The sequence below is a fragment of the Paramylibacter kogurei genome, from assembly GCF_002742285.1.
GTDB classification, from domain to species: Bacteria; Pseudomonadota; Alphaproteobacteria; order Rhodobacterales; family Rhodobacteraceae; genus Amylibacter; species Amylibacter kogurei.
This window is the reverse complement of record NZ_MDGM01000012.1, coordinates 667,796-684,738: the sequence shown is the minus strand read 5'-3', so window position 1 is coordinate 684,738 and position 16,943 is coordinate 667,796. Positions and strand designations below refer to the sequence as shown.

At 49.2% G+C, this 16,943-nt stretch carries 17 protein-coding genes; 6 read left to right on the top strand and 11 right to left on the bottom strand.

The annotated features are described in order from the left end of the window. The first annotated feature begins 24 nt into the window (after nt 1-24). Nucleotides 25-1,287, top strand: a complete 1,263-nt coding sequence (purD, locus tag BFP76_RS08870; protein ID WP_099592874.1) for a phosphoribosylamine--glycine ligase — start codon at nt 25-27, stop codon at nt 1,285-1,287. A 99-nt stretch (nt 1,288-1,386) separates the two neighbouring features. On the opposite strand, the gene BFP76_RS08865 is transcribed toward purD, so the two are convergent. Both BFP76_RS08865 and BFP76_RS08860 read right to left on the bottom strand, forming a co-directional pair. Then, nucleotides 1,387-2,106, bottom strand: a complete 720-nt coding sequence (locus BFP76_RS08865) for an FG-GAP repeat domain-containing protein (RefSeq protein WP_099592872.1) — start codon at nt 2,104-2,106, stop codon at nt 1,387-1,389. Further along, a complete protein-coding gene (locus BFP76_RS08860) occupies nt 2,106-2,429 on the bottom strand; it encodes a 2Fe-2S iron-sulfur cluster-binding protein (RefSeq protein ID WP_099592870.1) in 324 nt (107 codons plus the stop codon). Before BFP76_RS08860 ends, BFP76_RS08865 begins: the two co-directional genes overlap by 1 nt. A gap of 247 nt (nt 2,430-2,676) precedes the next feature. Between BFP76_RS08860 and BFP76_RS08855 the strand changes: the two genes are divergently transcribed. Continuing rightward, entirely contained in the window at nt 2,677-3,813 is a 1,137-nt protein-coding gene (locus tag BFP76_RS08855) for a calcium-binding protein (RefSeq protein ID WP_099592868.1), read from the top strand. 136 nt (nt 3,814-3,949) lie between these two features. On the opposite strand, the gene BFP76_RS08850 is transcribed toward BFP76_RS08855, so the two are convergent. From BFP76_RS08850 to rpiA, 6 genes are all read right to left on the bottom strand, one after another. Then, entirely contained in the window at nt 3,950-4,471 is a 522-nt protein-coding gene (locus BFP76_RS08850; RefSeq protein WP_133117419.1) for a hypothetical protein, read from the bottom strand. Between the two features lie 400 nt (nt 4,472-4,871). Beyond that, nucleotides 4,872-6,347, bottom strand: coding sequence for a DegQ family serine endoprotease (locus BFP76_RS08840; protein WP_420818664.1), 1,476 nt, complete (start codon nt 6,345-6,347; stop codon nt 4,872-4,874). A gap of 245 nt (nt 6,348-6,592) precedes the next feature. Further along, complete coding sequence (hflC, locus tag BFP76_RS08835; RefSeq protein WP_099592861.1) at nt 6,593-7,462, bottom strand: protease modulator HflC; 870 nt, start codon at nt 7,460-7,462, stop codon at nt 6,593-6,595. Continuing rightward, nucleotides 7,462-8,604 carry an FtsH protease activity modulator HflK gene (gene hflK / locus BFP76_RS08830; RefSeq protein WP_099592859.1) on the bottom strand — a complete coding sequence of 381 codons (1,143 nt, stop codon included), beginning with the start codon at nt 8,602-8,604 and terminating at the stop codon, nt 7,462-7,464. Before hflK ends, hflC begins: the two co-directional genes overlap by 1 nt. A 76-nt stretch (nt 8,605-8,680) precedes the next feature. Then, on the bottom strand, nt 8,681-10,033 hold the full coding sequence (gene gor / locus BFP76_RS08825; RefSeq protein WP_099594023.1) for a glutathione-disulfide reductase: 1,353 nt from the start codon (nt 10,031-10,033) through the stop codon (nt 8,681-8,683). 3 nt (nt 10,034-10,036) lie between these two features. After that, complete coding sequence (gene rpiA, locus BFP76_RS08820) at nt 10,037-10,813, bottom strand: ribose-5-phosphate isomerase RpiA (protein ID WP_099592858.1); 777 nt, start codon at nt 10,811-10,813, stop codon at nt 10,037-10,039. A gap of 145 nt (nt 10,814-10,958) precedes the next feature. On the opposite strand from rpiA, the gene BFP76_RS08815 reads away from it, so the two are divergent. Continuing rightward, nucleotides 10,959-12,335 (top strand): L-serine ammonia-lyase, encoded by a 1,377-nt coding sequence (locus BFP76_RS08815; RefSeq protein ID WP_099592857.1) that lies wholly within the window; start codon nt 10,959-10,961, stop codon nt 12,333-12,335. Here BFP76_RS08815 and BFP76_RS08810 read toward each other — a convergent pair. Continuing rightward, complete coding sequence (locus BFP76_RS08810) at nt 12,332-12,988, bottom strand: thiamine diphosphokinase (protein WP_165775691.1); 657 nt, start codon at nt 12,986-12,988, stop codon at nt 12,332-12,334. The two genes, BFP76_RS08815 and BFP76_RS08810, sit on opposite strands and share 4 nt — an antisense overlap. A gap of 120 nt (nt 12,989-13,108) precedes the next feature. On the opposite strand from BFP76_RS08810, the gene BFP76_RS08805 reads away from it, so the two are divergent. Beyond that, on the top strand, nt 13,109-14,011 hold the full coding sequence (locus tag BFP76_RS08805; RefSeq protein ID WP_133117418.1) for a hypothetical protein: 903 nt from the start codon (nt 13,109-13,111) through the stop codon (nt 14,009-14,011). A 77-nt stretch (nt 14,012-14,088) separates the two neighbouring features. Here the strand turns inward: BFP76_RS08805 and BFP76_RS08800 are convergent, their stop codons facing one another. After that, nucleotides 14,089-14,328 carry a DUF2842 domain-containing protein gene (locus tag BFP76_RS08800; protein WP_099592854.1) on the bottom strand — a complete coding sequence of 80 codons (240 nt, stop codon included), beginning with the start codon at nt 14,326-14,328 and terminating at the stop codon, nt 14,089-14,091. A gap of 15 nt (nt 14,329-14,343) precedes the next feature. Beyond that, on the bottom strand, nt 14,344-15,639 hold the full coding sequence (locus BFP76_RS08795) for an adenylosuccinate synthase (RefSeq protein WP_099592853.1): 1,296 nt from the start codon (nt 15,637-15,639) through the stop codon (nt 14,344-14,346). 150 nt (nt 15,640-15,789) lie between these two features. Here BFP76_RS08795 and BFP76_RS08790 point away from each other — a divergent pair, with 150 nt between their 5' ends. Both BFP76_RS08790 and secG read left to right on the top strand, forming a co-directional pair. Further along, entirely contained in the window at nt 15,790-16,350 is a 561-nt protein-coding gene (locus BFP76_RS08790; RefSeq protein ID WP_099592852.1) for a hypothetical protein, read from the top strand. A gap of 89 nt (nt 16,351-16,439) precedes the next feature. Then, nucleotides 16,440-16,796: a preprotein translocase subunit SecG gene (gene secG, locus BFP76_RS08785; RefSeq protein ID WP_099592851.1), complete on the top strand. Its 357-nt coding sequence runs from the start codon at nt 16,440-16,442 to the stop codon at nt 16,794-16,796. Nucleotides 16,797-16,943 lie beyond the last annotated feature (147 nt).

Below are 16,943 nucleotides of genomic sequence, written 5' to 3'. Positions count from 1 at the left end.
GGCCAAGTCAGGAGTATCGCAAAAATGAACATTCTTATCCTTGGAAGTGGTGGGCGCGAACATGCGCTGGCTTGGGCGGTGCGCCAAAATCCAAAATGCGATGAATTGTTTTGCGCCCCTGGCAATGCAGGCATCGCGGATGTCGCAACATGTGTGGCGCTTGATCCAGAGGATAGCGTTGCTGTTGTTGCCTTTTGCGCAGACAACAACATTTCATTTGTCATCGTTGGCCCAGAGGCGCCATTGGCCAAAGGCGTCGCCGATGATTTACGTGCGGCAAATATCCTCACATTTGGGCCATCCGCCGCAGCAGCACAGCTCGAGGCATCCAAAGCATTTACCAAAGAAATCTGCGATGCATCAGGTGCACCCACCGCCGCCTATGCACGTTTTACCGATGGAAACGCCGCCAAAGATTACGTGCGCAAACAAGGCGCACCCATTGTGATCAAGGCCGATGGGCTGGCCGCAGGCAAAGGTGTGATTGTCGCGATGAGCGAACAAGAAGCTTTGGACGGATTGGATGATATGTTCAGCGGCGCATTTGGCGATGCAGGTGCAGAGGTCGTGATCGAAGAGTTCATGGAAGGCGAAGAAGCCAGCTTTTTCATCTTGTCAGATGGGAAAAACATCCTACCCATCGGCACCGCCCAAGACCACAAACGCGCCTTTGATGGCGATCAAGGCCCCAATACAGGTGGCATGGGCGCCTATTCCCCCGCGCCCGTGATGACGGATGCGGTCACACAAAAAGCACTGGTTGAAATTGTGCAACCCACCGTCGATGAAATGGCGCGTCGTGGCACGCCATACCAAGGTGTGCTTTATGCGGGTTTTATGATCAAGGATGGGCAACCTCGTCTTGTGGAATATAACGTACGCTTTGGCGATCCTGAATGTCAGGTGTTGATGATGCGCCTTGGCGCGCAAGCGCTTGATGCGATGCTTGCCTGTGCCAAGGGTCAATTGGATCAATTCCAAATCAATTGGGCGGATGATCATGCGCTTACAATTGTGATGGCGGCAAATGGATATCCTGGTTCATATGCCAAGGGGAGCGCGATCAAGGGGCTTGAAGGGCTGAACAACGAAACCAAATTGCATATATTCCACGCCGGCACCAAATCCGATGGCACGACAGTTCTTGCCAATGGTGGACGGGTATTAAATATCACGGCGCGTGGTGAAACACTTCAATCTGCACGTGACGCTGCATATGAAACAATTGCGAAAATAGACTGGCCAGATGGTTTTTATCGCAAGGATATCGGCTGGCGGGCGCTCTAATCTCCAAATGTTTTAAATATCCAAAACGCCAGATATCGCCTGATCCTGAACCTTATGGTGGTTGACGGGTTGCAGTTTTGGATATTTATACAAAATGGATTAGCAGTTGAGCGCGGATTGCAGGCTTTGTTTATCACGCAACGCGCCAATGTCTTTGGATGTAAGGTTTGCGCCAATGAAATAGGTTGCACGCATCCGTTGCCACGAAGAATCCGCCGTGATGATTTCGGCGCGTCCATCACAGATACGCACGCCGCCAGATATAAAATCTTCGCCGATGCGATGGTTTGTTAGCCCCTGCAATTTGGCGATTTCTTTCAACCGACCATTATCAAATTCCCAGATCCGCATGATCTTGGCCAAATGTGGACGATCAACATAGGCGATATCCATTTTTCCATTGCCATTGAAATCGGCAATTCCAGCGGGGGCGAGCCAACGGTGAGACGTTCCGATATGCGGTGTTTCCGCGATCTTGCCATTTTCATCATAAATCGCAAGAGCTGCACCGCGTTGTACATCGGTTTCGATCACCACAACCTCGTTATCGCCATCACCATCCATATCGGCAAGGCGCGGTGTGAGGTCTTCAAAAACATGGGATTTGGGCAAGGTAATAATGCGGGTTTCTTGGTTTTTCCCAGATTTAACCCGCACTTCCAATGCGCCATATTCGATATCGTCGCCAAGAACAGCATGCGCATAGCGTTTGGTGGGTTCGACAAATTTTGCGGCAAGAATATCAGCCTGTGCTGCGCCAAATCCAAGCGCAACCGCACATGTCAGAATTGGGGTAAATATTTTCACCCCAATGCGCATTATATTTGCTTTTCGGGCATACGCACGATCAAGCCATCCAGATCATCTGATACTTTCAACTGGCAAGTCAGGCGCGATTTTTCAGTGTCGGGTTCCCATGCGAAATCAAGCATGTCCTCTTCCATCGCATCCTTAGCAGGAAGTTTTTCAACCCAAGTGGCATCAACATAAACGTGACAAGTGGAACAGGCACATGCACCGCCACAATCGGCCTCGATCCCTGGAATGTTATTGTCGCGCGCGCCTTCCATGACTGTCAGTCCATTTGCCACGTCAACAACATGTTCTTTGCCGTTATGCTCGATATAGGTAATTTTGGCCATGCCATTTCCTTTGATGTCTTGCTTTCAAATCTATGTAATATGCCAAACCTGCCATTTCCAGCGCTTTTTGCCCAGAGGGGTTTGATGTGAAACACGTCGATGTGAGCGCGCGGGGCGATCAATGCAATTTGTCGAAAATTTTCGTTTAATTATAATAGATTACGCATTAACCAAACCGAATAGTTTAGTTTGATTTTTATGGAAATTTGTCACAATTAAACCCAATCAACACATAGGGGTATGGGTTATGGCAATGACGTTTCACAGCACAGATGCTGGTTTTTACACTTTGACGGCAACCGAAATCACAATGTCACCTGCATTGTTTACACAATCAGCGCAGAATAATGCAGGTCAGCTTGTCGCGCTGAATGGTGCTGAGGATTTGCAAAATTTAGAAAGCCTTGGTCGAACCAATTTGATTATACGCACAGAGTTTAGCGCGCCAGTATCGAATGCTTATCTGGGACAAACCGTATCCGTAAATGTGGATCAACTGACCCTTTATCGTCAGGAACAAGGGCAAGAAATCGCCATTGGACAACTGGCATTTGACGGCGCGATCACCCTTGATGCCACATATGACAATATCGGTGCAAATGGGCAAAGCGGTTGGGTTGTTGATATCGCGCCGAGCATTTTACAAATCGCCTCGCAACAAGGTTTCGCATTTTATGGTGGCCACGGAATGGATGCTTTCAATCTGGAACATCAGCCGCGTTATTATCGCGAAACAAATGAAATTCACTTGCGCGGGGGCGATGATTTTGCCGTTGGTTCCAACGGGAATGATCGCATATTTGGCGGGCGTGGTGATGATGAATTGATCGACAATGCGGGGCAAAACCAGTTGTTTGGGGGTGCTGGTGCGGATCAAATCACATTTGGCAATGCAACTGATAACAATTTTGGGCGCGGTGGTGCGGGTGATGATATTTTGATTTCAGGGCATGGCAATGACCGGCTGCATGGCGATGCAGGTGATGATCAGATTTTCGCAGGCAATGGCGATGATATTTTGCGTGGCGGCGCAGGGAATGACACGATCCAAGGTGATGCGGGCAACGATCGTATCTTTGGTGGATCGGGCGATGATTTGATCAATGCGGGATCTGGTGATGATGTATTACGTGGCGGGCGTGGACAGGATACATTCGTGTTTTTTCAAAACACCGATGGTCAAGATACGATCCGTGATTTTGATGCCAACGGGGATGTTATCGCCCTGCCCGATTTCATTGGCGGTTTCGAAGAATTGCAATTGACCCAACAGCGCAATGGAACATTGATCACAATTGCGGGCGAAGGTTTTTCAATCAAGCTGCGCGGGGTGGATGCGGATGACATCACAGCAGATGATTTTATCTTTGCGGATTTTTGTTAACCCGAACAAAAAGTCCGCAGAAAATTCTGACATATTCACAGCAGTAGGCGACAAAACGTTCTCCAATAGAAACCTTCGACCGAGCAGTTACATTTATATTTTTTCCAGTGTTTAAAGCTGATTTTGATAAAGCGGATCATTCAGCCAGATTGGCAGGGACACTGCCTTTGTCTTGCGCAGCGATAAGACGATTACAAATGCTTTGATAGTGGTTTGCATCCAATCGTTCTTCGCGCTTGCTGAAACCCTTCTTCGTCAGATGACCCAATGCATAACCGAACACCAACATGATAAAAATCGGCCCTAGGATGTGCAGTGCAAAACCATGATACCAAATTGCCACGGCGAATAGGATGCCGATACCGATAAGGCTCAGAACGATTTCAAGGTTCTTTTCAAGCGTTATGAAACCCTGTGTTTGGTTCGGGCTTTGTACAATCCTGACTGACCGTGCACGGCCTGGTCGACACATGATATCGACAACAGTGTTCAAGCCAACCATACCCTCCTTGCAGGGTTGAGCTTCCGCCCAGATCACTTCGTTTTCATGGGTCTCGTACTCAACAATCGGATAATGCTCCGCAAAGCTGCTCTCTGAGGCAAACTTTATTTTCGTGAAGCCAACAATGCGACCTGAAGCATGGTGCAGTTTTGGCACCTCTTTTTCAATGCGCTTTCGTGTTGTGACAGCACGGTGAAAAGAGCGCCCAAGGAAAACAGGAATCGCAAGGAGGACACCAACAAAAATTATGGTAGAAACAGTTTCGATCAGAATATCTCCTTTATGTCTTTAACTTGGAACCAAACATTTCAACAAAAATGTCTGCCCGCGGGGCGGTAATTGGATTTTTACATAAAATCTACGATCGCGCCAATACTCTGGAAAGAGTGAACAAAGCTGTCTTTCAGCGACAGAAAAGCAATCGCAGCTAAGTCAGATAATGTGTGGCGCAATGACAAAACGCTGCCCGAAATCAATCGGACAGCGTTTATTTATTGTGATCTGTTAGCACTTGCGCGTTAACAAATTGCGCGGTCTTTATAAATTTGACCTTGGCTTATTCTTCTAATGACAGCGCCACAAAGCGTGGATTGCCATCGCGTTGCACCAATAACAGCACCGATTTACGTCCTGAATCACGCGCCTGTTTGAACATGTCGGATAATTCTGTTGGTGTGGACACTGGTGTTTGGCCAACCTCTGCGATGATGTCACCAGAACGGATACCTTTGTCAAAGGCATCTTTGGTTTCATCAACAGAAATCACCGCAACACCTTTGGCGTTATTGTCCAGTTTCAAACGTTCACGCAATTCTGGTGTGATCGCAGTAAGCGTCATGCCCAATTTTTCAGACTCTTCTGGTGTGTCAGTTGCATCAGCGGATGCAGGCACAACCTGGCCACGTTCGGCGTCTTCACGACGGCCCAATACAACCTTGACCGTTTGGGTTTTCCCGTCACGATAAATCAACATACGCACGGTATCACCCACACCAGAATTGCCAACGATGCGCACCAATTCACGTGTGTCTTCAATGTCTTTGCCATCAAATTGCAAGATGACATCGCCTGCTAAAATGCCTGCTTCTGTTGCGGGGCCTTCTGGCACGTCAGACACCAATGCGCCTGCGACCTTGTCCAGACCCAATGCATCGGCCATTTCTGCGTCAACGTCTTGGATACGCACACCCAACCAACCACGGCGGGTTTCGCCAAATTCTTGTAGTTGTGCAACAACTTTGGACACCACATTTGATGACATCGCAAAGCCAAGCCCGATGGAACCACCTGTTGGTGAAATGATTGCGGTGTTCACGCCCACAACATTGCCATCCATGTTGAACAATGGCCCGCCAGAGTTACCACGGTTAATCGCAGCATCCGTTTGGATGTAATCATCATAAGTGCCGCGCAATGATCGGTTGCGTGCGGAAATGATCCCGCTGGTTACGGTGAAACCTTGGCCCAGTGGGTTACCAATGGCCATGACCCAATCGCCAACGCGCGATACATCGCTGTCGCCAAATGTCACGAATGGAAGCGGTTCAGAGGCTTCGACCTTTAACACCGCGACATCGGTTTTTTCATCGCGACCAACCAATGTGGCCTCTAATTCTTTACCATCGAAAAATTCGATGATAATTTCATCGGCCTTGTCGATCACGTGGTTATTGGTGACGATAAAACCGTCTGCGGAAATCACAAATCCAGAACCAAGTGCGGATGCCTTGCGTGATGGCGCTTGGCCGTCTGGGCCGCCAAACAAATCAGGGAAAAGCTCGCGAAATGGCGAACCTTCTGGCACTTGGGGCATCATCGGTTGATCTGCACGTTGTGTGACCGTTGTTGTCGTCGTGATGTTCACCACGGATGGGCTGAGCCGTTCTGCCAGATCGGCAAAGCTATCTGGTGCGCCGCGTGCATGTGCAACAAGCGTTTGCGCCATCAAAAGCGCGAGCGTCAGAACCGCACCGATTAAATATGTCTGCCTGTGGTCGGTCGTATCAGACCGAGTAATCGCGATGCTTTTCACTTTATATCCTCCTTGGGAACATCTTCGATGCGCCAAAACTGGCGCCTGTTCTATAATTTGTAGTGTTTGCGCAACAATGCAAGTCTAACTGGCGCACAGCCTGTCAAATAGATGTGATTATTAAAGACAAATTTTGTGATCGGCGGGTTTTAGCGCGAATCTGGGTTCAATTTAACCAGCAATCAAACCAAATGCAAAAAGGGCCGATGCGAACATCGGCCCTTTTCAATTCTATTTATCGCAATTTATTTTACGTTATCTGATTTCAGATATTCGAAAAACTCGCTGTCTGGCGACATCACCATGGATGAGTTTCCAGATTTCAAGGAATTTTCATATGCGCTAAGTGAACGGTAAAATGCAAAGAATTCAGGGTCACGTCCGAATGCCTCGGCGAAAATCGCGTTGCGCTGTGCGTCTGCTTCACCGCGAATAATTTCGGCGTTTTTGGTGGCCTCTGATACCGTTTCAACAACCGTACGATCAGCGCCCGCGCGTACACGTTGCGCCGCCTCGTTACCACGTGCGATTTCATCCGCAGCCTCGCGTTCACGTTCTGCACGCATACGCCCGAATGTGGCCTCTAGGTTTTGCGTTGGCAAATCGGCGCGTTTGATCCGCACGTCAATAATTTCCACGCCCAATGCGGCCGCTTCCAAACGTGCGCCATCGCGAATTTGAGTCATCAAATTCACACGATCCGCAGAAAGAATTGTGTTGGAAGTAACGCCACCCAGAACCTGACGTAATTCAGCGGTCAAAATTGGTTCCAAACGACGTGCGCCCAATTCAACACCACCTGTGCGCACCGCGCGGCGGAATGTTGTGGCATCGGCGATCCGCCAACGTGCAAATGCATCCACAACCAAACGACGATCATCAAGTGGTGTGACCTCTAGCGCCTGTGTATCAAGGGGCAAGATACGTTTGTCGTATGTCACAATTTCATGTGCGAATGGCACTTTGAAATACATGCCGGGTTCATCGATTTCTTGGGTGATTTCACCAAACCAAAGACGCAATGCTTTTTCGCGTTCATCCACGATGAACACTGATGACATTACGGCCACAACGGCCACCAGCAAGACTGGCATGATAAATGCAGAACGGTTCATTAGTTTGTCCCCGCTTTTTTGTTTAATTCATTTAACGGCAGATATGGCACAACGCCCTGACCGCCACTGTTTTCATCCAGAATGATTTTGTCGATACCGCCCAAAACCTTTTCCATTGTTTCCAGATACAAACGTTTGCGTGTAACGTCTTTGGCTTTGGCATATTCGTCGTATACGGCAACGAAACGTGATGCTTCACCTTCGGCTTCGTTCACGACTTGTGCACGATAACCTTCGGCTTGCTCCATCAATTGCGCCGCTTCACCACGGGCTTCTGCAACCACACGGTTGGCATAGGCATCCGCCTGTTTTTCCAACGTGTCGCGTGTTTGTTCTGCAGCTTGAACTTCGCGGAATGCATCGATCACCTCGCGTGGTGGATCGGCGCGGTCAAAGTTAACACGAACGATATTCACGCCTGCGGCATAGCTGTTCAATGTGCTTTGAATCAATTCTTGCAACTCTTGTGCAATCGCACCGCGATCACGGTTCAAAATGGGTGCAAGGTTGGATCGCGCAATAATTTCGCGCATCGCTGATTCAGATACGGCCGCAATGGTTTCATTGGGTGCAGCAAGATTGAACAAGAAATCTTCGGGGTTTTGGATGTTCCAAACCACTTGGAAATCAATATCAACGATATTTTCATCACCCGTTAGCATCAAACCTTTGTCGTCCCCTGCACCACGTGCAACGCCAACGGACAGTGTGTTTTCGCGTGATACAGGCAAGATTTCTTTGGTCACAACAGGCCAAGGCGCAAAGTTGATGCCCGCACCTTCGACACATTCACCGCGACATTCGCCCAAAAACAGTTCGACCGCGTTGTCGCCATCCTGTACGCGATACACACTGGCAAATAACCAAAGTGCCACCGCCGCAATCACAAACAGCCCCATAGACCCCGCGCCAAAACCACCAGATGGTGCAGATGGGCGATTGCCCCCTGTGCCGCCTTTGCCAGATTTGCCGCCCATGATGGCGCGCAATTGTTCCTGGCCTTTGCGGACAATTTCGTCGATTTCGTTTACGGGTTGGCGTCCGCCGCCGCGGTTTCCACCGCCTTGATTTCCGCCGCCGTTATTCCCTGAACCGCGGTTTCCACCGCCGCTGCCCCATGGGCCGCCCTTGTTGTCTGGCATTGTAAAATGCGTCCTTTCGTTACGGTCTTATGCTATCAAATGATAACTGTAGCCATTTGTCAAAATTTCAAGTGTGCTAGCGCGTTGGTGATTTCATCGTGACCAGCTCTTCTGCCGCTGTGGGGTGCACCGCAACGGTTGCATCAAACTGTTCTTTGGTTGCACCCATTTTCACGGCAATCCCTGCTAATTGGATCATTTCACCCGCTGCATGGCCGACGATATGTACGCCCAAAACCACGCGCGTTGCTTTTGATACGATCAATTTCATCAGCATTTTTTCATCCTTACCCGCAAGGATATGTTTCATGGGGCGAAACGCGGCGGAATAGACTTCGATCTCTTCTTTGCTGCGTGCTTCTTCTTCGCCCATGCCAACCGTGCCAATTTCAGGTTGGGTAAATACCGCCGTTGGGATCAGATCGTGATCGGGACTGGTTGGGTTATCATGGAAAACGGTTTCCACAAATGCCACACCTTCGCGGATGGCAACGGGTGTCAATTGCACGCGATTGGTTACATCGCCAATGGCATAGATACTGTCCACATTTGTGCGCGAATATTGATCAACAATGACCTCGCCCGATTTGCCGAGCTCTACACCTGCGGTTTCAAGGCCAAGGTTATCGGTGTTTGGCACGCGCCCTGTTGCATATAAAATGGTATCAAACACATGTTTATCACCATTGTTATCTGTCAGGTGCAATTCATCACCCACTTTGGTGATCGCGCCCGCCAAATCGGTATTCACACGCAGATCAATCCCCTTGGCACGCATTTCTTTGGCAACATGATCGCGTACTTGGTTATCGAACCCACGCAGGATTTGTTCGCTGCGATAAAACTGTGTGACCTTGGTCCCCATGCCATTGAGAATTCCCGCAAATTCACAGGCGATATAGCCACCGCCCACAACCAACGCACGTTTAGGCTGGCTGGTTAGGTGAAAAATATCGTTTGATGTTATCACATGCTCGCTGCCATCAATATTTGGCACGAATGGGCGGCCACCTGTGGCGACCAATATGGTTTTGGCGCTAAATTCTTCGCCGCTGGCCAATTTCACACTATGCGGTCCTGTTACGGTTGCGCGGGTATCAAACATTTGCGCGCCCGCCCCGCCCAGGTTTTTGGCATAGATCTTTTCAAGACGCTCCAATTCCTTGTCTTTGGCCGCGATCAATGTCGCCCAATCAAACGAGGTTTCGCCAACCGTCCAACCATACCCTGCCGCGTCTTCGAACATTTCGGAAAATTCAGATGCATAAACCATCAGCTTTTTGGGAACACAGCCACGGATTACACATGTGCCACCGTAACGATATTCTTCGGCAACAGCGACCTTGGCACCCGTTGCAGCGGCCAAACGCCCCGCTCGCACACCGCCAGAACCAGCGCCAATTACAAAAAGGTCGAAATCGTAATCCATCATTTATCCCATCACGCGTTTGATCAATGCCGCCTCTGCGTCCAGATCATATTGTTGTTCGGTCCAATCCGCGCTGCCCTTGTGTTGAACACGCGCCAAGCCATTACCATCACCCACCACAATCGCGGTGGTCATATCTAAAAACAGCCCTGTTTCCACAACACCCGCAATGGATGTGAGCGCAGTGGCAAGGGCGGCTGGATTACCTATTTTTTTCAGGCGAAGATCAAGGATGAAATGACCCTCGTCTGTCACAAATGGGTTATCACCGCCGCGCCGTGTGATGGTTTGCCCATCAACATCTGCGGTTTTCAACACATCAGCGATCAAGCGCTGCGTGGTTTGCCAACCAAATTTCACCACCTCTACAGGTAAATCAAACGCGCCCAGATGTTGCACTTGTTTGGATGCATCCGTGATAATCACCAATTGATCCGCCGCCGTTTCAACGATTTTTTCTTGTAATAACGCGCCGCCGCCACCTTTGATTAGGTTCAGATCAGGATCAAATTCATCCGCCCCATCAATCGCCAGATCAAGCTGTCCGATATCATCAAGTGCGTGAATTTTAATGCCAAGGCTTTCTGCCAATTGCGTCGTCACACTGGATGTTGCCGCCGCGCTAAACTGCAAACCATTGTTTGATTTTGCATCGGCCAGTAATTTCACCAACCAAGCAGCAGTTGACCCCGTGCCAAGTCCCAATTTCATATCGGGTTGCACAAATTCCAACGCCCGTTTTGCGGAAATAAATTTACCAGTTTCAGCAGCGTTTAACATCACAAAAGTCCCCCCAAAAGATTCTTATTCGCCTTATAGGTTGTTTGACATAGTTCGACGAGGGCGAAATCGCCACAGATGCGTCGGTTTCCTATAGGAAACATCACACAGCCACGTTACAAGACCACAAAAGGAGACCCAATTCATGTTTCTAAGCATCTTTGAAATTTTCAAAATCGGCGTTGGCCCATCTTCCAGCCACACAATGGGGCCAATGGTGGCGGCTGCGCGATTTTTGGATCGTATCTTGGAACTGGGTCTAAAACCCGCGAGTGTCGGGGCGAGCCTGCATGGAAGCCTTGCGTTCACTGGCAAAGGGCATCAATCGGATTTCGCAACCATTATGGGGTTGGCGGGTATGGCGCCTGATAATTTCAATGCCGAACGGGCACAGGAAATTATGGTGGACATCGAAAAAAACAAACAGATTCAGCCTGTTGGCCACCCTGTTTATCATTTTGATGCAAACGCTGATGTGCGGTTTGATTATGATAATACCCTGCCCGGCCACGCCAATGGCATGACGTTTTTTGCCTATGATGCGCTTGGTGGTGTGATCTTGGAAGAAATCTATTATTCCATCGGCGGTGGCTTTGTGCAAACTGCGATAGAATTGAATGCAGGTGCGGAAACCACCGGGTATCAGGCCAGTGTGCCCTATCCGTTTAAATCCGCCAATGAAATGTTGGCAATGGCACGTGACAGCGGCAAAACCATTGCGCAAATGAAATATGCCAATGAAACCGTTGAAACCCCCGCAGCAGAGCTGGACAAGGGGATCAAACGTATCTGGCAGGTGATGAATGATTGCATTGATGCGGGTCTGGCAACCGATGGTATTTTGCCAGGTGGATTAAACGTGCGCCGCCGTGCCAAGGATATTCACACCAGCCTGTTGGCTGAACATGGTCAAAATTTCGCCGCCCCCCATATCATCAACGATTGGATTTCGATGTATGCCATGGCGGTAAACGAACAAAACGCCATGGGGGCACAGGTTGTGACCGCCCCCACCAATGGTGCGGCTGGGGTTATTCCATCCACCCTACGATACTATCTGGATCATGTGCCCAATGCGAGCGTGGATAAAATTCCAGAATTTCTGTTAACCGCCGCCGCTGTGGGTGGGTTGATCAAGCACAATGCATCGATTTCAGGTGCAGAGGTTGGCTGCCAAGGCGAAGTCGGTTCCGCATCCGCAATGGCGGCGGCGGGGTTATGTGCATTGCTGGGTGGTACGCCAGAGCAAATCGAAAACGCCGCAGAAATCGCATTGGAACATCATTTGGGCATGACATGTGATCCGATCAAAGGATTGGTGCAGGCCCCCTGTATCGAACGAAACGGTCTGGGCGCGATCAAGGCCGTGTCGGCAGCATCCCTATCCATGCGCGGTGATGGCAAACATTTGGTCAGTTTGGACGCCTGTATCGAAACCATGCGTCAAACCGGAATGGATATGAACGAAAAATACAAAGAAACATCTTTGGGTGGTTTGGCGGTGAATTTACCCGCCTGTTAAAACAGGGTTTTCAACACGTTTGAAAGTTGACCAATGGGTAAAATTACCAAAACTTTGCCTGTTGTGATTTTGATAACCACTTGATCTGCATCGGTTTCATTTGACGTGGCAATACGCCCATCAGGCGCCAATTCCAACCCATCGATGTTCCAGCGAAGCCCGCGACTCTCACCCATCGCGCGAGTCGTTGGGAAAATGCCGATTGGCGATTCGATGCCCAAGTTCAGACACAATTCGCCAAATTCATCACACCAAAGAAATGCGAACTCGTTTTTTTCGATCAAAAAAATCGATTTGTCGGGATTTTTTGCAACAGTGTTAAACGCCGCCAAATGATGATCCATCCGCCCGCCCGTAAAACCAACACACAGATAATATTGCGCAGTAACAGTTGCCAAGGTTTTTTCAAAATCCGTGCGATCCTGATCATGAATTAACACTTTGTTAACACTTTGATAAAATGGCATTTTTTCAGTCGCTGAATCCAAATCCCCAATCACAGCATGGGGTTCAAACAGCGCATTGGCCAAGCCCCCATCAGCACAATAAACGGTATCTGCCATACCCGTAATGGTTGAAACTTGTGTGTTTTCAACGGGTCCCGCACCGATCAAAGTGACGCCCCGTTCGTGTTTAAACCGCACTGTTTCCATTTTCATTCCACTATTTCGCCACAAACGGCAGTCATTAGTTGATTATGCAAGAATTTGCTGCAAATCTAGTCCTGCTTGCGAGGGGCTATTGGAAACCGAAACCAAACCCGGGGGGGTCAAATGACTACGAATGTAAATAGTAAGGCACTGTCGATTAGTTACGGCACATTTACGATCACACTCGAAGGGTTCGACGATCCTTTCCCGATCATGAAACGCGTTACAGAATATTTCCGCCGTATTGCATCGGACGACAAAACATTTGGTACTTTGTCTGAAAACGATCAAACACGTGCGTTGGATATTATTGCCAAAACATTGCAAGACAATGAAATGAGCATCACCACAACCAAAAGCGGTCTGGTTATCTTGCCACGTGCCGATTTGAACTTGGATGATGATCTGGAATATGCACAGGACGATCAAAGCAACGAAATTTTTGTTGAAGACGACGTCGACGCAAACTTTGACACCCAAGAATTCGATACAAAATACATTCAACCGGACGATACCGCAGATCGTTTGATCCTGGACGAAACAATTCCAGAAGACCCCTATTATAATGACGATGGCCTGACCGCTGCGTTGAACGCCGCGACTGACGACATCGATTCATTTGACACGAGCCGTGTTTTCCGCCGCCCATTGCGCATCATTCGTAGCACTTACGAAGAGCCAGAGGTTGATTTGCCAGCAGAAGAAACCGCATCAAACGATGATGACCGCGCGAGCCAAATTCTGGCCAGCATGCGCGGTGCGCCAAGCTTGAAATTTGGCGTAACAGAAGGTGCAACAGAATCTGCACCATCTGCGCTATTGCCAGAATTGGACGATGTGGTTGTTGACCTGCCAGATGCAACAGTTTCCGATATGTCAGATGTTGAAGAACCAACATTGGCAGAGGTTGACCCCATTGATGAGGACAAAATCGCGGTTGCACAAAGCTTTAAACGCATTCGTTTGCAATTAGATGACGACGCCGAGGAAGAAGATAACCTCGTGCTGGTTGCAAATCGTAAATAAATAACCAGATACAACCTATCTCGGTTGGGAAGGGTCGCAAACTTCGGTTTGCGGCCCTTCACATTTTTAATGATTGCTTATGTATCGGTGCTGTTTGGGTCGTCTTTGCCAACGCCCATGAAAACCGCCTTGACCGGAAATGCCCAAGCAACCCCCATCACCACATAGATCAGCAATTCCAGCAGCGGATGCAATCGCTGTAACAGGTTCATGATCGTCACACAGATGATGATATAGGCCGGCAGCCCAATCAACAAAACGATCAACGACCAGCGCCGCCGCGATTTGTATGACATGCTTTTGGATTTATCGCTCATTGCGCCCTGCCCCGATCAATCGTTAAACGGGTCAGTGACCAAAATCGTGTCTTCGCGTTCGGGCGATGTGGACACCAATGCAACAGGGCAATCGATCAATTCTTCGACGCGGCGAATATATTTGATCGCATTCGCCGGCAGATCCGCCCAAGAGCGTGCGCCTTCGGTGCTTTCTGACCAGCCATCGATTTCCTCATAGATTGGAACGCAGCGTGCCTGTTCTTCGGCGGCTGTTGGCAAATAATCCAATCGCTTGCCATCCAAATCATAGGCAACACAGATTTTCAGTGTCTCAAACCCATCCAAAACATCCAGCTTTGTCAAACAGATACCGGTAATACCTGATGTGGCACATGTTTGGCGCAGCAATGCTGCATCAAACCAACCACAACGGCGTTTGCGCCCTGTTGTTGTGCCAAATTCATGGCCCCGTTCGCCCAGACGTTGGCCATCTGCGTCTTCTAATTCTGTTGGAAACGGGCCTTCGCCCACACGTGTTGTATATGCCTTAACAATGCCCAGCACATAATCAATCGCTGTTGGGCCAAGCCCAACACCCGTTGCCGCCTGTCCTGCGATCACATTGGATGACGTCACAAACGGATAAGTGCCAAAATCAATATCCAACAACGCACCCTGTGCACCTTCGAACAAAATACGTTTGCCAGCTTTGCGTTTTTCTTTCAACACCTGCCACACTGGTGCGGCATAGGGCAAAATTTGCGGTGCGATTTCTTGCAATTGCGCGATCAGCTCGTCGCGATCGATTTCCGCGAACCCCAAGCCTTTGCGCAATGGATTGTGGTGTTGCAAGGCGCGATCAACGCGCGCCTCTAGTGTTGCTGCATCGGCCAGATCGGCAACGCGCACGGAACGACGGCCAACCTTATCCTCATACGCTGGGCCAATACCCCGCCCAGTTGTACCGATTTTTGTGCCCTTGCTTGCTGCCTCTTCACGCACACGATCCAATTCGCCGTGGATTGGCAGGATCAGCGGCGTATTTTCCGCAATCATCAGGTTTTCTGGTGTGATTTCAACGCCTTGGGCGCGAATGGTTTCGATTTCACCAATTAAATGCCACGGGTCAAGAACCACGCCATTGCCGATTACGGACAATTTGCCCCCGCGCACAACGCCCGATGGCAATGCGTGCAATTTGTAAACTTTGCTATCAACAACCAATGTATGCCCGGCATTGTGGCCACCTTGGAACCGCGCAACAACATCCGCGCGTTCTGACAACCAGTCCACGATTTTACCTTTGCCTTCATCGCCCCACTGGGCACCGACAACAACTACATTGGCCATATTTAGATTCTTTCGGTTATGAACTCCGACGCTGTGTATAGCCAAGCGTCGCGCAGGGTGAAACAACAATTTAGTCGCGGAGGGCGCAAAACCGTTATAGAATTGATTCATCACCGCGAAAATGCGCGGGATGTTCAAAGGATTCTTCACATGCGAACCGCTTTGTTTGTCGCCCTTGCGGTATTTTCCGCGGGGCAATCATATGCCGATCCAAACGCCATGCGCGAATATCACATATCCGGGCTTCGTGCCGCGAATTTTTATACCTATCTGGGGCGCGAAATGATCCCAGCGCGTGAAACCGATTTGGCCAGCCCATGCATTGATGTATTGCCCACAAACCCAGATCATGCGTTTTTTAGCTGTGTTTCCAAACGCTTGTACCAATCGCGCCAATTCGATGATGTGTATTTTTCCATTCACAGACATGATGGACGCGATGTTTTGGTGGTGATTTATGACCACCCGCAATCCCCGCAGATTATCAAGGTCTGGCCAACAGAATCCGAAGTGATCTCTCAAGGGTTGGATATCATCTATCAACGCGGCGTTGAAGATTTGACGCAAAGCGAAACATTGTCGTTTGAAAATCGCATTTCAAAAACCACGCTAACCAAAACCACGCAATTTAGTGACGGCGCAACATTGGGCGACATTTTGAACCAACAGATCAGTGTGACACAAATATGTGAAACCTGCCCCGCCCAATGATCGCAAAATAGTGGGTAAATACCCATCGACAAGCGCGTGTTGATTTACTACATAACAACCTGCAACAAATTTACCCAAGGCCGCATCACATGCAAAATGTCGTACTTACTATTCACCTTCTTTTGGCGCTTGGCCTGATCGGCGTCGTTCTGATGCAACGGTCAGAAGGTGGCGGTTTGGGCATTGGTGGCGGCGGTGGCGCCAATACCGCAGGGCGTTCAGCGGCAAATGCGTTGACGAAACTTACTTGGATTTTGGCGGTTTGTTTTCTGGCGACAAGCATCACATTAACAATTCTGGCCGCAAGCGGTTCAGGCAATGGTTCAGTTGTGGATAGCGTCACTGCACCGATCACAACCGATACCCCAACAGAAAACCCATTGGGTGACAATCTGTTGCCACCATCATCCAGCGACGAACCAGCATTGCCGCCAACCGCGGAATAAACGCAATAAATTGATAGGTTTAACCGTTACGTCACATCATGTAGCGGTTTAAGGCTTGTCAGAATCTCGCGAATCCAATATAGATTAAATCCCGTGATACATGGCTTTTGCCCATCGAATATCGTGGTGGTTTCAGCCAAAATAACA

Bases quoted from the DNA above. Each gene is read 5' to 3' on its own strand.
- BFP76_RS08800 (WP_099592854.1), bottom strand. From the start codon at position 14,328: ATGAGCGATAAATCCAAAAGCATGTCATACAAATCGCGGCGGCGCTGG.
- secG (WP_099592851.1), top strand. From the start codon at position 16,440: ATGCAAAATGTCGTACTTACTATTCACCTTCTTTTGGCGCTTGGCCTG.
- BFP76_RS08795 (WP_099592853.1), bottom strand. From the start codon at position 15,639: ATGGCCAATGTAGTTGTTGTCGGTGCCCAGTGGGGCGATGAAGGCAAA.
- rpiA (WP_099592858.1), bottom strand. From the start codon at position 10,813: ATGTTAAACGCTGCTGAAACTGGTAAATTTATTTCCGCAAAACGGGCG.
- hflC (WP_099592861.1), bottom strand. From the start codon at position 7,462: ATGAACCGTTCTGCATTTATCATGCCAGTCTTGCTGGTGGCCGTTGTG.
- purD (WP_099592874.1), top strand. From the start codon at position 25: ATGAACATTCTTATCCTTGGAAGTGGTGGGCGCGAACATGCGCTGGCT.
- BFP76_RS08865 (WP_099592872.1), bottom strand. From the start codon at position 2,106: ATGCGCATTGGGGTGAAAATATTTACCCCAATTCTGACATGTGCGGTT.
- hflK (WP_099592859.1), bottom strand. From the start codon at position 8,604: ATGCCAGACAACAAGGGCGGCCCATGGGGCAGCGGCGGTGGAAACCGC.
- BFP76_RS08805 (WP_133117418.1), top strand. From the start codon at position 13,109: ATGACTACGAATGTAAATAGTAAGGCACTGTCGATTAGTTACGGCACA.
- gor (WP_099594023.1), bottom strand. From the start codon at position 10,033: ATGGATTACGATTTCGACCTTTTTGTAATTGGCGCTGGTTCTGGCGGT.
- BFP76_RS08810 (WP_165775691.1), bottom strand. From the start codon at position 12,988: ATGGAAACAGTGCGGTTTAAACACGAACGGGGCGTCACTTTGATCGGT.
- BFP76_RS08860 (WP_099592870.1), bottom strand. From the start codon at position 2,429: ATGGCCAAAATTACCTATATCGAGCATAACGGCAAAGAACATGTTGTT.
- BFP76_RS08815 (WP_099592857.1), top strand. From the start codon at position 10,959: ATGTTTCTAAGCATCTTTGAAATTTTCAAAATCGGCGTTGGCCCATCT.
- BFP76_RS08790 (WP_099592852.1), top strand. From the start codon at position 15,790: ATGCGAACCGCTTTGTTTGTCGCCCTTGCGGTATTTTCCGCGGGGCAA.
- BFP76_RS08855 (WP_099592868.1), top strand. From the start codon at position 2,677: ATGGCAATGACGTTTCACAGCACAGATGCTGGTTTTTACACTTTGACG.